This window comes from Streptomyces sp. JLBG701 (assembly GCF_058544905.1).
In genome coordinates, this window is record NZ_CM178588.1 from 7,651,749 (window position 1) to 7,665,830 (window position 14,082).

General features: G+C 69.0%; 12 protein-coding genes and 1 pseudogene. 8 read left to right on the forward strand and 5 right to left on the reverse strand.

Going from position 1 to position 14,082, the window contains the following annotated elements; all coding sequences use genetic code 11:
- Positions 1-53 precede the first annotated feature (53 nt).
- Genes AC5DRG_RS35595 through AC5DRG_RS35605 form a run of 3 tightly spaced genes read right to left on the reverse strand, consistent with a single transcriptional unit; the run spans position 54 to position 1,898 of the window.
- Positions 54-848 carry a GNAT family N-acetyltransferase gene (locus AC5DRG_RS35595; protein WP_491803710.1) on the reverse strand — a complete coding sequence of 265 codons (795 nt, stop codon included), beginning with the start codon at positions 846-848 and terminating at the stop codon, positions 54-56.
- Positions 845-1,036 (reverse strand): DUF397 domain-containing protein, encoded by a 192-nt coding sequence (locus AC5DRG_RS35600; protein WP_491803711.1) that lies wholly within the window; start codon positions 1,034-1,036, stop codon positions 845-847. Before AC5DRG_RS35600 ends, AC5DRG_RS35595 begins: the two co-directional genes overlap by 4 nt.
- Positions 1,037-1,046: 10 nt before the next feature.
- Positions 1,047-1,898 (reverse strand): helix-turn-helix domain-containing protein, encoded by an 852-nt coding sequence (locus AC5DRG_RS35605; protein WP_491803712.1) that lies wholly within the window; start codon positions 1,896-1,898, stop codon positions 1,047-1,049.
- A gap of 147 nt (positions 1,899-2,045) precedes the next feature.
- On the opposite strand from AC5DRG_RS35605, the gene AC5DRG_RS35610 reads away from it, so the two are divergent.
- The 4 genes from AC5DRG_RS35610 (at position 2,046) to AC5DRG_RS35625 (ending at position 5,553) form a co-directional block, all read left to right on the forward strand.
- Positions 2,046-2,477 (forward strand): ATP-binding protein, encoded by a 432-nt coding sequence (locus AC5DRG_RS35610; RefSeq protein ID WP_491803714.1) that lies wholly within the window; start codon positions 2,046-2,048, stop codon positions 2,475-2,477.
- Positions 2,478-2,542: 65 nt separating this feature from the next.
- Positions 2,543-3,850 carry an AAA family ATPase gene (locus AC5DRG_RS35615; protein ID WP_491803715.1) on the forward strand — a complete coding sequence of 436 codons (1,308 nt, stop codon included), beginning with the start codon at positions 2,543-2,545 and terminating at the stop codon, positions 3,848-3,850.
- 3 nt (positions 3,851-3,853) lie between these two features.
- Complete coding sequence (locus tag AC5DRG_RS35620) at positions 3,854-4,321, forward strand: hypothetical protein (RefSeq protein WP_491803716.1); 468 nt, start codon at positions 3,854-3,856, stop codon at positions 4,319-4,321.
- 290 nt (positions 4,322-4,611) lie between these two features.
- A complete protein-coding gene (locus tag AC5DRG_RS35625) occupies positions 4,612-5,553 on the forward strand; it encodes a serine hydrolase domain-containing protein (RefSeq protein ID WP_491803717.1) in 942 nt (313 codons plus the stop codon).
- Here the strand turns inward: AC5DRG_RS35625 and AC5DRG_RS35630 are convergent.
- Complete coding sequence (locus AC5DRG_RS35630; RefSeq protein ID WP_491813248.1) at positions 5,547-6,443, reverse strand: LysR family transcriptional regulator; 897 nt, start codon at positions 6,441-6,443, stop codon at positions 5,547-5,549. The two genes, AC5DRG_RS35625 and AC5DRG_RS35630, sit on opposite strands and share 7 nt — an antisense overlap.
- A gap of 183 nt (positions 6,444-6,626) precedes the next feature.
- Here AC5DRG_RS35630 and AC5DRG_RS35635 point away from each other — a divergent pair, with 183 nt between their 5' ends.
- The gene (locus AC5DRG_RS35635; protein ID WP_491803718.1) at positions 6,627-7,322 is read left to right on the forward strand and encodes a flavodoxin family protein; all 696 of its coding nucleotides are present in this window, start codon (positions 6,627-6,629) and stop codon (positions 7,320-7,322) included.
- Between the two features lie 8 nt (positions 7,323-7,330).
- Here the strand turns inward: AC5DRG_RS35635 and AC5DRG_RS35640 are convergent.
- A pseudogene (locus AC5DRG_RS35640) lies at positions 7,331-7,975 on the reverse strand (GNAT family N-acetyltransferase); the annotation flags it as partial.
- Between the two features lie 201 nt (positions 7,976-8,176).
- On the opposite strand from AC5DRG_RS35640, the gene lon reads away from it, so the two are divergent.
- The 3 genes from lon (at position 8,177) to AC5DRG_RS35655 (ending at position 14,071) form a co-directional block, all read left to right on the forward strand.
- Positions 8,177-10,591 carry an endopeptidase La gene (gene lon / locus AC5DRG_RS35645; RefSeq protein ID WP_491803719.1) on the forward strand — a complete coding sequence of 805 codons (2,415 nt, stop codon included), beginning with the start codon at positions 8,177-8,179 and terminating at the stop codon, positions 10,589-10,591.
- A gap of 237 nt (positions 10,592-10,828) precedes the next feature.
- Positions 10,829-11,290: a MarR family winged helix-turn-helix transcriptional regulator gene (locus AC5DRG_RS35650; protein ID WP_491803720.1), complete on the forward strand. Its 462-nt coding sequence runs from the start codon at positions 10,829-10,831 to the stop codon at positions 11,288-11,290.
- Positions 11,291-11,359: 69 nt separating this feature from the next.
- Entirely contained in the window at positions 11,360-14,071 is a 2,712-nt protein-coding gene (locus AC5DRG_RS35655) for a hypothetical protein (protein WP_491803722.1), read from the forward strand.
- Positions 14,072-14,082 lie beyond the last annotated feature (11 nt).

The following is a 14,082-nucleotide window of genomic DNA, read 5'->3' on the forward strand; positions in this document are numbered from 1 at the left end:
TGTCCTTGCGGTGCTGTGGCAATCGGCGGCCGGTCGGGTATCGGTCGCGGATGTCAGTCGCCGGGCGGCGACCAGACGTACGGGGTCGTCGTGGTCACGGCCTGGAAGCCCAGCCGCTGGAGGATGGGTGCGCTGTCGTCCGAGGCGTCCACCTGGAGATACGTGACACCGCGGGCTACGGCGAGTGCGGCGCGGGTGGCGACGAGGGCGCGGTAGATGCCCTTGCCGCGCCACTCGGTGAGGGTCGAGCCGCCCCACAGACTCGCGAACGGCGAACCCGCCCGGAAGACCAGCCAGGCCGCGGAGACCACCTCCCCGTCCACCTCGGCGACGTAGACAGCGATCTCGTCGGGCGCGGCGGCGACCTGACCTACGAGCTCACCGACGAGCCAGCTCCGGTCGTCGCCCCAGACCGCCGACTCCATGGCGGCGATCCGCCGCATGTCGACCTCGGCGGTGACTTGGCGCAGCGCCACACCCGCCGGCAGCACGGGCTCTCCTACGGCGATTTCGGCCGCGCGCCCGATCACCACCGTCTCCCGCTCCTCGGGCACGAATCCGGCGGCACGGAGCCGGTCCGGCAGGTCGGCGGGGGCGTCGTGTGCGTAGGTCTTCCACTCCACGGCTTCGCCGCGCGCGGCGAAGAACTCGCGCTGGCGAGCGATGAGCCGGTCCAGCTCATCGCCCTGGACGTCGAGGTCACCGGTCGCCCCGACGAACCCGCGGGACCATCCGGTGATCCGCACCAGCGGCCCGTACTGCTCGTACGTCACTCCGGCGGCCAGGGTGGGAGGGGCGCCGCGCATCTCGTTGTCGTAGGCGGCGAGGAGGGAGGCGGTGTCCGTCAAGGGGTGGGGGTCTCCGTAGTCCTGATGTGCCGTAGGAGGGCGGCGAGTTGGGGGCGGTGGGTGTGGAGGACGGTGGTGGGGGTGTCGCTTTCGCGGAGGGCGAGGGAGTCGTCGGTTGCGGCGAGTTCGACGCAGTTGTTGTCCCCCGACCCGGAGTAGGACGACTTCTGCCAGGTGGACTGGGACACGTTTCCCCCTTCAGACGCTCTGTACGACGGAGCTGATGAACTCACGTGACTCCTTCTTGGGGAGCGCGGCCTTGGTGATGCGCTCCATAAGCACACGGTAGTTCGACAACTGAGTGGGCGCATCGAGGAATTCCGTGGCAATCGAGGTGTCGAGCTGCACTGTGTCGAGCTGGGGCACCGGGCCGGACGCGTACGACACGGTGAGCCCCGGTACCGGGAAGCCGCCGGAGCTGAAGGGGATGATCCGTACGGTGATGTTCCGGCGGCGTGATGCGTCGATCAGCTCCTTCAGTTGCGCACGCATGACGTCCGGGCCGCCGAAGCACAGCCGCAGTGCGGCCTCATGGACGACGAACGTGCATGAGGCCGGGATTTCCCGGTCCAGGATGTCGCGGCGCTTCATGCGGAGCGAAAGCCGACGGCGCAGCTCGGGGCTCGGCCAGGAGGGCACCTTCTCCGCGAGTACGGCACGGGCGTACTCCTCGGTCTGGAGCAGACCGGGCACATGCATGGCGGCGAACACGTGCAGGCTCGTCGCATGGAACTCCAGCTCGGCGAGGTCGAGTGCTCCAACTCCGATGAACCCCCGGTACTCCTCCCACCAACCGGGCTTGCGGTCCTGGGTCATGCCCACCAGCGCATCGACGTACGCCTGGTCCGGTGTGTCGTAGATCGAGGCGAGGGCGCGCACTCGCTGCTCGCTCACTCCGAAGCGGGCCAGCTCCACGTTCGTGATGTGGGTGCGGCTCACGCCGAGCGCGGTGGCTGCGTCGTTGATGGCGAGTCCCGACTGCTCTCGCATGCGCCGCAGTTCGGTTCCCAGGCGCAGCTGTCGCAACGTCGGTGATGTCCTTGGTGGCATGGGCGACAGTCTTGCCTGCACTACACGATCGGGTCTACTCGCACGATAAATAGCGTGAATCGGTAGTAGATGTTTCCACCTTGCCCTACCGTGAGTGTCGGGCCGATTACCAGCCCCTCAACACCCCTACGCTGGCCAGGAGTTGCCATGGGCGAACGCCCGCCCCAGTCCCCCACCGAATGGCAGTACACCCTCCGCGTCCCCTACGACCCCCTCGCCCCCGCCATCGCCCGGGCCACCGTCCGTTCCGTGCTCGACCGCCACGGGCTCCCCGAACTCGTAGACACCGCCGTTCTGTTGACCTCCGAGCTGCTCGCGAACTCCTGGTGTCACGCGCCCGGTCCCGCCTCCGTGAGTCTGAAGTGGGCGGACAAGCGGCTGAGGGGCAGCATCTGGGACACCGGCCAGCCGCTGCCGTGCCCCCTGGCCGACCCCGAGACGTACGCGGAAGGCGGTCGCGGCCTCGCGCTCGTGGACCTGTGTGCCGACGCGTGGGGGAGCTTTCCGGTGGGGCCTGCCCAGGGCAAGGTTGTTTGGTTCGAGCTGCTGTCGGACGTGCCGGGGCGCGTGGCGGCGTGACGGTGGTGTTGGCCGGGGCCGGCGCAGGACAAGTAGGCTGCTGGCAGCTGAGGAGGAGGTCCTCTTTGTCCCACCTGGCAACGGTCTCCGAAGTGCGGCTCACCCACTTCAAGACCTTCCAAGACGCGGTGCTTCCGCTGGAGCCGCTGACCGTGCTGATAGGGCGGAACAGCAGCGGGAAGTCCAATGCGCTGGACGGTCTCGACGTGTTGTCCCGGCTGGCCACCGGAGAGGACATTCGCGACGCCCTGGACGGCCGCCGCCGGGACATCGGCGCCGTACGCGGAGGGCTCGGAGGGTGCCCGCCGCACGGGTCGGACATCTTCAAGCTCGGCTGCACGGTGGACACTCCCTGGGGGGCACCCGCGACGCTCGATGTGGTCGTACGGGTGCGCCCTGACGTGCGGATCATCGCCGAGAGGCTGTCCGGCCAGACGCGTGATGGGCAGCCGATGCTGTTCCGCTCCCTGCTCCCGGAGTCGGGCAGCGGGAGCATTGTGATCCAGCGGTACGCGGATCGCCCCGAACGGAAGTCCCGTGTGAAGTCGAACGGCGATCGGCTGTTCTGCTCCGATGCGGTCACCGGATTCCTCTCTGTTGTGGCGAGGGAAGACGACATGATCGAGGCGGCCGAGGTAGTGGTCGGTGCGCTGCGTGGGGCCTTTCACCTGGACCCAGTACCTCACCTGATGCGCCAGTACGTCCCCGCAAGCGACGCCGAGCTGCGGCGCAGCGCGGAGAACCTCTCGGCGGCGGTCGGTCGCATCGCCGAGAGCGCGCCCGAGGAATTCGCCCTGCTCGAAGCCGCGCTGCGACGTGTCGCCGAGCACCCCATCGAACACTTGCGGACGACGCGGTCCGACCTCGATGACGTCATGCTCGTCATCGACGAGGGCCAGGGCGGCATCACCCCGGCGCGGGAGATGAGCGACGGCATGCTGCGGTTCCTCGCCATCGCCACCGCGCTGATCTCTGGGCGACACGGCGTTGACATTGACGCGGGACCGCGGGCGCAGCGCAGCCTCACCCTCGTCGTTGAGGAACTGGAGAACGGCCTGCACCCCTCGCAGGCCAACCTCCTTCTGGACCTGCTGCACCAGGCCGTGGCCCGCGAAGGGACGCAGGTGCTGGTCACCACCCACAGCCCGGCACTGCTCTCCGCGCTCTCGGGCGACGACCACCGCGGAGTGATCGTGTGCGACCGGGAATCGGGGGCGGGCCGCAGCCGTCTGCAGAGGCTGCCGGAGATCGACGGATACGCGGCGGCGATGGCCGAGGGAAGGCTCGGTGACGTGGTCGCCCGGGGCCGCCTCCCGCTACGGCCCGAGGAACGGGACTACTCGGACTTCGACCGGCTGATGGGGATCGGCTGACACATGGCGCGTCCCGTCTCCTTCGTGGACACCTCCGTGCTCTGCAACCTGCTCGCCGTGCCGCACATGGACCAGGACCGGAAGTCCGTCCTCGCGGAACTGGCCGAGCTGCGCAAGAGTCATGAGCTGATCCTGCCGGTGACCGCGGTCATCGAGACCGGCAATCACATCGCCCAGATCGCCGACGGACGATTACGCCGGAGCTGCGCCGAGAGGTTCTCGGAGGTACTGCGCATGGTCGTCGAGCGGAAGGCGCCCTGGACCCTCCACCGAGTGGAATGGGACGAGACGCATCTGCTCGACCTCATTGGCGGCGCCGGTACAGGGGTCACTCTCGTCGAGTTGGCGTCGCAACGTCTCGGCTGTGGCGACCTGAGCATCCTCGCGGAGCGGAATCGGTACGTGGAGCGGACGTCAGGCACGACGGCCGAAATCTGGACGCTCGACGAACAGTTGGCCAGCTACTCCTGACCTGGCACTCAGCCGAATCACGGAAAGCCGCCACCCGACTCCACCGTCCTGGATACGGTGCCCGCAAGGGTGGTGGGATCGGGATGAAGTCGGTCATGAGATCGCGAAAGCGGAGATCGTGGCGGCTGGCCTGGGTGGTGCCGATACTCCCGCTCCTGGCCTTGGCCGGGTGCGTCGAGTCCGCGACGTCGACGACCAGGACGGCGACCGTCGATTGTGACCGGATCGCGGGCAACGGTCGTACGTTCTATGAGAGCAATCCGACATAGACCGCGCCGGAGAAGCAGGGGATGGATTCCACCCTGTTGCGAACGGGGCTGACCAAGCTCGGGGGTAACGCGTCGCTCTTCAGCGCGCTTGTCATCCGGCACGACCGTCTCGTTGCCGAGCGGTACTACCACGGCAGTGGCGCGGACCAGAGCAACAACGTCCACTCGGTGTCGAAGAGCATTCTGCAGGCGCTGGTCCACATCGCCGTCGCGAAGGGCTACATCGGCGGCCTGGACGACCCGGTGGCCGACTATCTGCCGGAGTACTTCGGCGATACGTCCGGCAAGACATCGCCGTACAAGAAAAAGATCACCATACGGCACCTGCTGACCATGAAGTCGGGTCTCGACTGGACGGAGGATTCGACCGAGAGCCAGGTCGAGAAGGCGTCGACGGACTGGGTTCAGAAGATTCTGGGCCGCTCGCTCGTATCCGCCCCTGGTGTGACGTACAACTACAGCAGTGGCAATACGCACGTCGTGTCAGCCGTGCTGCAGAAAGCCACGCGAATGAGCACGTGCCGGTTCGCCCACCGGTACCTGTTCGGACCGATGGGCGTCACGGCCGAGCACTGGGGACGTGACCCGCGAGGCATCTCCTCCGGCGGATACAACGTCTATCTGACGCCACGGGAGATGGCCAGGTTCGGCCTCCTCTACCTGCACGACGGCAAGTGGGACGGCCGGCGACTCGTGCCACATGCCGCGGTGCGGGCGGCGCAAGCCCGGACCACACAGGTCGACGACACCTTCGCCTACTCCGAGGGCTGGTGGACGGACACCATCTCGGGGCGCTCCACGTACTTCGCCTGGGGATATGGCGGCCAGTTCGTCTACGTCATCCCCAGCGCCGACATCGTGCTCGTGACCAGCGAGAACACCAGTGACAACAGCGTCAACGAGGAGATCGACCCGAGGGCGTTCATTCGCGATTACCTGCTGCCCTCCATCACCGGTCAATGATCGGTGGAGGGCGACTTTGCCGAGGCGTGCAGCAGTAGGTCCCGCAGTGCCGTGGCGGTGTCCGACGGCTCGGTGGGGGTGAGGACGACCTGGTCGGCGGTGGTCGAAGGGCCGGTGAGGGGGATGATGCGCAGACCGGGTGGCTGGTGTTCGAGTGCGGATTCGATGGTGATGCCGATGCCCGTTCCCGCGGCGACATGAGCGGCGATGGCGTGCACGCTGTCGGCGGTTCTGATGATGCGCAGGTCGGCTCCGCCGATGTGGAAGGCGGACAGGAGGCGGTCGCAGAGACCGCTGTTGATCTGGTGCGGCCAGGTGAGCAGGCCGGTGGTGGACAGTTCGGACGCGTTCAGCTCGGCGTGCCCGGCGAGGGGGTGGGTCGCGGGTACGAGCGCCATGAACCTCTCGGTGGACAGCACCCTCGCGCGTACGCCGGTGAGGTCGCCGGTCGCCCAGCCGATGCCCAGCCCGATCGTCTCCGCCCGCAGGGCGGTGAGCTGGGCTGTGGTCGGCATGGCCTCCGGCACGATCGTCACATCGGGGAAACGGACGCGCAGTTGGGGCAGGCAGCGCAACAGCAGCTGGTGGTCGGTGTATTCGGCGTGGGCGACGACGAGGGTGGTGCGGGTCCGGTCGCCGGCGGCCAGGGAGCGTCCGCGCTGCTGGAAGCGGCGCAGCTGGGCCAGGGTGGCGTGGGCGTCGGGCAGCAGCGCTTCGCCGAGGTCGGTCAGTGACACCCGGCGGCTGGTGCGGTGGAACAGCCGCCCGCCCAGGGTGCTCTCCAGCCGCCTGACGGCGTCGCTGACGGTGGGCTGCCCCCGGTGCAGGCGCGCGGCGGCGCGGCCGAAGTGGAGCTCTTCCGCGACCGCGACGAATGCTTCCAGTTCCATCCTGTCCACGGGGCCAGGCTAACGCGATCGATCGGTGTGACCGATCGCTGCGTGCCGAAGTTCGGCGTTGATGCTGTGCCGTACGCAGGTTGTGATGGCTGGGCAAGCAGGGATTTCCCCACGACCGGAAGTAGTGAAGAGCACATGCCAGTCAATGACGTTGACCGTGAGCACGATGCGCCGATGGTCACGGTGACGGTGGTCTACCACTCGGTGCACGGGCACACCCGGGTCTTGGCCGAGCACCTCGCCGACGGGGCGCGGCTGGTGCCGGGCGCCCGGGTGTATCTCGTCGAGATCCGGCCCGAGGACGTCACCGCGGGCCGTTGGCACGATGCGGAGGTGCTGGCGCTGCTCGAGCGCTCCGATGCGATCGTCCTCGGCTGCCCGACACTGATGGGCAGCGTGTCGGCGGTGTTCAAGGCGTTTATGGAGGCGGCGTTCACGCCGTTCACGACGCAGGCATGGAAGGACAAGCTGGCCGGAGGGTTCACCATGTCCGCCTCGCAGAGCGGCGACAAGCTGGTGGTCCTGGAGCAGTTGGCGGTCTTCGCCGCGCAGCTGGGCATGCAGTGGATCGGCGTGGGCGACATGCCGGGCAACAACTGGAGCGGTGGAGCCCGCGACGATGTGAACCGGCTGGGCTCCTGGCTGGGTCTGATGAGCCAGAGCCACGCCGACCAGGGGCCGGAGCACGCCGGATCGCGTGGCGACCGGATCACCGCGATGCGGTACGGCGAGCGGATCTCCCGGCTGGCTCAGCGTTGGGTCAATGCCGTGCCGTACGACACCTCCCGGATGACCGAACACGAGGCCCGCGCCCTGTCGGCCTCCCTCAGGGAGACGGACGACGCACCGGCAGCGCTGACCGGCGCCTGACCCTCCGGCCCCGTGAACTTCGCGCTGGTGAGCAGGGCGTGCACCCGCCAGTCCAAGGACTCGTACAGGGCCCGTCCCGCCGGGGTGCCGCCCAGGACGCCGGTCTCCGCGCCCTGGGCGGCCGCCGCGTGCTGGAGCGTGCGCATGACGAGGCTGCCCAGGCCCCGGCGGCGGTGGGCGGGGGTCGTCTCGATCTGGTCGAAGACCGCGGTGGCGCCGGCCGGGGCGACCTGGCCGCGTGCGGCGAGGGAGCCGTCTGGGGCGGCGACGAGCATGCGGGTGACTCCGCCCCGGGTCCAGACGCGGACGCGGTAACCGGCCGGGGGCGCTGCGGTGTCTCCGGCGGCCGGCGTCAGCGGGACCGACATCAGGTAGCCCGCCTCGGGGTCGACCCACCAGTCCGCTCCGAGCCAGGGCCCGACCACCGCCGGGTCGGTGAAGACCTTGAGCCACACGCCGGGCCCGGTCACCGCGTCCGCGACCTTGCGGACGGTGGCCTCCTCGACGGAGTCGTTCGTGGCGCCGAGGACGTGCCGCGAGACGTGGTGGGCCTGTCCGACATCGATGGTGCAGCCCCAGGGTTCCACCTGCGGCGGAGCCGCCCCGCGCGATACGACCCACCCGTCCACCCATGCCTGCACTAGCCCGTCCACGACACCCCCAGGTAATAGTCACTAGTTGTATAGGAGTATTACCTAGATGGTGACCGGTGGCCAGTCCGCGCCCGCCCTCTTCCTCTCCCGTTTCCCCTCCCCCTTCCCCGATCGCTCAGAGCGAACGGGGGTCGGGGAACAATCGGAGGCTCACGTGCATTGAGTCGGCATAGCTCAACTTGACTGCCAAAGGGGAGATCAATGGCTTCCGTATCCACACCGCTCACCCTGCCTGTGCTGCCGCTCGACGACGAGGTCGTGCTGCCCGGGATGGTGGTTCCGCTGGACCTCAACGACACCGACGTACGAGCCGCGGTGGAGGCCGCACAGGCCGCTGCCCGTTCAACGCCCGGCAAGCCGCAGGTACTCCTGGTGCCACGCATCGACGGGACGTACGCGAGCACCGGAGTGCTCGGCACCGTCGAGCAGGTCGGTCGGCTGGCCGACGGTGACCCGGGAGCGCTGATCCGCGCTCGCCGCCGCGTGAAGATCGGCGCCGGGACCACCGGCCCGGGTGCGGCGCTGTGGGTCGAGGGGGCCAGGGTTGACGAGAACGTTCCCGAGCCGCTGCCCGGGCATGTCGCCGAGCTGGTGAAGGAGTACAAGGCGCTCGCCACGAACTGGCTGAAGAAGCGCGGCGCCTGGCAGGTCGTAGACCGGGTGCAGGCCATTGACGACGTGTCCGCCCTGGCCGACAACTCCGGTTACTCACCCTTCCTGACCACCGAGCAGAAGGTCGAGCTCCTGGAGACCGCGGACCCGGTGGCCCGGCTGAAGCTCGCCACTCAGTACCTGCGCGACCACCTCGCCGAGCAGGACGTCGCCGAGACCATCGCCAAGGACGTGCAGGAAGGCGTCGACAAGCAGCAGCGCGAGTTCCTGCTGCGCCGGCAGCTGGAGGCCGTACGCAAGGAGCTGCGCGAACTCAACGGTGAGCAGGAGGGCGAGGAGTCCGACGACTACCGCGCGCGTGTCGAGGCCGCCGACCTGCCCGAGAAGGTCCGCGAGGCCGCCCTCAAGGAGGTCGACAAGCTGGAGCGGTCCAGCGACCAGTCGCCCGAGGGCTCGTGGATCCGGACCTGGCTGGACACCGTCCTCGAACTGCCGTGGAACGAGCGGACCGAGGACGAGTACGACATCCAGGGTGCCAAGTCGATCCTCGACGCCGAGCACGCGGGCCTGGAGGACGTGAAGGAGCGGATCACCGAGTACCTGGCGGTGCGCAAGCGCCGTAGCGAGCGTGGGCTCGGTGTCATCGGCGGGCGGCGCGGCGGTGCCGTACTGGCCCTCGTCGGCCCGCCCGGCGTCGGCAAGACCTCGGTCGCCGAGTCGGTCGCGCACGCGATGGGGCGGAAGTTCGTCCGGGTCGCGCTCGGCGGTGTCCGCGACGAGGCCGAGATCCGCGGCCACCGGCGTACGTACGTCGGCGCGCTGCCCGGCCGGATCGTGCGGGCCATCAAGGAGGCAGGGTCCATGAACCCGGTGGTCCTGCTCGACGAGATCGACAAGGTGGGCTCGGACTTCCGGGGCGACCCGGCGGCGGCGCTCCTTGAGGTCCTGGACCCGGCGCAGAACCACACCTTCCGCGACCACTACCTGGAGGTGGAGCTGGACCTGAGCGATGTGGTGTTCCTGGCCACCGCCAACGTCCTGGAGGCCATCCCGGAGGCGCTGCTCGACCGTATGGAACTGGTCCGGCTCGACGGCTACACCGAGGACGAGAAGGTCGTCATCGCCCGCGACCACCTGCTTCCGCGCCAGCTGGAGCGGGCGGGGCTGCAGGCCGACGAGGTCGTGATCGACGAGGGCGCGCTGCGCAAGCTGGCCGGCGAGTACACGCGTGAGGCCGGCGTCCGCACCCTGGAGCGGTCCATCGCGCGGCTGCTGCGCAAGGTCGCGGCTCAGCACGAACTGGGCGAGCGGAAGCTGCCGTTCAACGTGGGGGAGGGCGAGCTGCGCGGGCTGATCGGGCGGCCGCACCACGTCCCCGAGTCCGCCCAGGACCCGGCCGAGCGGCGCACCGCCGTCCCCGGCGTGGCCACCGGTCTTGCCGTCACGGGCGCGGGTGGCGACGTCCTGTTCGTCGAGGCGTCGCTGGCCGACCCGGAGACGGGCGCGGCGGGCCTGACCCTGACCGGTCAGCTGGGTGACGTGATGAAGGAGAGCGCGCAGATCGCCCTGTCCTTCCTCCGCTCGCACGGAGCCGAGCTGGAGCTTCCCGTGGGCGACCTGAAGGACCGGGGCGTGCACATCCACTTCCCGGCGGGCGCGGTCCCCAAGGACGGCCCGAGCGCGGGCGTCACGATGACGACGGCGCTGGCGTCGCTGCTGAGCGGGCGTCTGGTCCGTACGGACGTGGCGATGACCGGTGAGGTCTCGCTGACCGGTCGGGTCCTCCCGATCGGCGGCGTGAAGCAGAAGCTGCTGGCGGCGCACAGGGCGGGCGTGACCACGGTCATCATCCCGAAGCGCAACGAGCCCGACCTGGACGACGTCCCGACCGAGGTCCTGGACAAGCTCGACGTCCACGCCGTCACGGACGTCCGCCAGGTCCTGGAACTGGCCCTGTCGCCGGCCACGAACGGCGCGACGCCGGAGGTTCCGGTGGCGGCGTGACGGACGCGACCGGATAGAGGAAGGCCCGGGGAACCCGAGAGGGAACCTCGGGCCTTCGCCGTACGCCATACCGCTGTACCGCCGCACGTCAGCCGGTGGGCAGAGGCTGCCGAAGGCCCGCGCCTGCGAAATACTTACGGAGCTGCGGCGCTGGCGCCGTCAGGCGGAGACCTTCGAGAACCTTCACGAACATTCAAGAACCTTCAAGAACGCGAAACCGGATACAGGGGTGCTGACGTGCACGAGGACGGAAACGGCGACGGTCGTGCGGAGCAGGAGTTCCTGTCCCTGGAGCGCGAGTTGACGGTCTTCCTGCGGCGCGCCCGGGCCAACCAGGGTGAGATGGCCCGTGAGGTCCACCCCGACCTGGAGTCCGCGGCGTACGGCCTCCTGGTCCGCCTCGACGAGTACGGCCGCCAGCGCGCGACGGAGCTGGCCGGCTACATCGGCGTCGGCAAGGCGACGATGTCCCGCCAGCTCCGGGCCCTGGAAGACCTGGGCCTGATCGCCCGCGAGCCCGACCCTGCGGACGGCCGAGCGTGGCTGGTCCACCTGACGGAGGAGGGCCGCACCCGGGTGGGGAAGGTACGGGAGGCCCGGCGGGCCCGGTATGTGAGCCAGCTGTCCCATTGGGATCGGCTGGAGGTGGCGGAACTGGCGCGGCTGCTGCATCAGCTGAACGTGGGGATGGAGAAGTAGGCCCGACAGCCTCAACTGACAGTCAGGTGACGGCTACTCTGGCGCCCCGGGGGACGGGGGCGGTGGCCGATGGCTGGGGTTGTCGGGCGGTACGGGCGGAAGGTCGGCGGGGGGCTGCTGCTCGCGGTTGTGGTCCTCGCGCCGGTGGCTGCGCATCTGGGGTGGGTCGAAGTGGCCGAGCGGGTTTACTCGCGGTCGGTTTCCCCGGGGAAGGACGATGGCCGGGACGACGAGTCGTCCGAGGAGAGTTGGGACGAGACCGAAGCGAGGTACCTCGCGAAGGATCGTCCGGAGCGAACCGGCAGCACACTGGTGCGCATCGCGCCCGGGACCGGATCTACGGCGGGACAGTGGATGGCCACGGCGCGGCACACGGCGGCGCTCAGCCCTGATGACCCCATGGTCAAGGATCTGCGGAGTGACACCCAGGACTTGTACACGTGGGTGCCGTTCGACCTTGCCCTGGGGCGGGATGCCGACGACTGTTCGTACAGGGGATTCGGCTTCAACCCGGATGACGACCGGCTTGAGCAGCAGCCGAAGTCGCCTGTGTACGCCACCACGGTCCTCAGCGAGCTGAGCTGGCGGGGGACCGCCTACGACTGCGTCAACGGCCACACCGTGATCACCCTCGTCTGCCCGGGTGACTGGCTGGGTGAGCACGGGATTTACGACAGTTGGACCGTCACGATCGATACACGGGACCGCGCCATCCTGGCTCTCCGGGGCGCCACCACGCTGAGCCAGACCACCCATCGCGTGAAACTGCTCCTGCCGACTGACGACGCCCAGGTCACGATCGAGCTGGGCGACCCGGACACCCCGAATGGCGGCGACCCGAATGACGCCGTCGTCCTCGCCCAGCTCCTGCAGAGGCCTCCTTCACCCGGGTGGGAGGCGTTCTGGCTGGCGTTGGCCGTGACAGCGGTGACCGGCTGGTGGGTGGTGCCGTTCGCACGGAGCTGGGCGCCGCCGGCCACGCGTCGCCGCTGGATTGCGGTGGCCACGGCGGGCTGTGCCGTGACGGGGCTCTTGCTGCTCTACGCCCTGGCCGGACGCGGTTATCCGCCGTGGTCGGAGTGGCAGTATCCGGGCCGCGGTTCGTTGTTGGCGGTCTGGTGGTGGGCGTTGCTTCCCTTTCTGCTGGCCGCCTTCACTGTGCGGGCCGGTGAGGGCCGTGCTCCTCGGGTGGGGGAGCTGTTTCCGTTGGTCGTACCGAGCGTTGGGCTACTCCTTCCCGTCGTCGTGCTCGCGGTGACGGGGCGCACCGCGTTGCCCTTCGCCGCGGTTGTCCTTGCGGCGGTGGCCGCCACCGGAGCGTGGTGGACCGTGGACCGTGGTGTGTGGAGGCTCGCGGGGCGGCGATGGGCTGCCACCGCCGCGGTCGGAGCCTGGGTCACCGTTATGGCCGCAGGCCCGGGCACTGGTCTTCCTGTCACCGGCGTTCATCTTCCCTTTGGTTCCTGGCCCTTGGTGAATTCGCTGGGCCTGGCGGCCCTGGGTGGGGGATGGCTTGCTGTCCCGTGGACCGTGATGGCTGCGCATGAGCACCGCAGGTGGCGGACGCTGGCCGCAGGAGTGGTTCTGTGGGGCATAGCGATTCAGAAGGCCGTCAGCGAGCAATGGGAGTACTCGTGGAGCCCGGCGGACGAGAGCGGGCGCTCGTGGGCGTCTGTCGGCCTGTACTCCGGTTTTGCCGCGAATCAGCCTCTTGCGTTCATAGCCATCCTGGTTGTTGCAGTCATGTACCTCAGGTCGTCCAGTGGGGACGGACACTGGCCCCCGCACGCGCGTACGACCGTCTTGGGATTGGGTATCGGGGCCGTGGGCACGGGGCTTGCCTTGTACGGGTTCGTGGTCATCGGAACGACCTCGCGCAGCGGCTACTACCTCGCCTTGGCGATAGCGGTAGGCGGCTTCTCCTGGCTGCTCCCCTCGGCTGCCGAAGACCGCGCCGTACGGCTGCATGATGTCCGTCCCAGGGTGCACAACCGACTGGTGCACGCGCTCCTGAAGGACCAGGCTCTGGCCGCGGGGCGGCGCGAGTTCTTCACTGCGTCGAGGGCCGCTCTCGCGGTGGGAGATCTCACCAGACCTGAGTGGAATGCCAGATGGCACGGGCTGGGCGCACTCGGCGCCCGTGGCACAGCACCGCAGCGGTCGGTCGCCCTCCGCTTGACGGCTCTGGGAACCTCGGGCGGACGCGGAGCCACGCGCAATGGTGCCGCAGGGGCGGTGATGCTGACGCTGCTCAGTCTGCCGTGGGCCGCGTACACGGTGCTCCCCCTGCTTGGCGAGACTCAGGACCTGAGCTACATCGAGGCGTGGTCGTACGGCCTGCGATGGTCTCTATACGGCTGGATCTATGGTTACGCCTACTCTTGGCTGCGCGGCGGGAGTCCGGTCGGTAAAGCGCTGTGTCTCCTTGCCGTAGTCCTCCCCGCCGAACTCGCCCAACTCCTTTACCAGGGCCTGGAACCACGGGACTTCGGTATCTCCCTGCTACTCACCGCAGGTGACTGCCTCGCCGTCTTCCTCGTCCTAGGCCTCTACTGGGAAGCCCGCCTGGTTCGGGCCGCCGGTCTCCGGTGGGGTCAGATCCGCAACTTCCGCTCCCTGTCCGCGACAGCCGTGCCGGCCACCACGGTGCTGGTGGCGGCGGCCACCGCGTTGGCCACCGCCATGGTGGGTGTGTGGATCACGCCGGACAACGGCCCCGCCCCCACAACACCCGGCGGCGAGGCCTCGGTGAGCAGCACTCCCACCCCCGGCGCCCCCTGACCACCACAGCC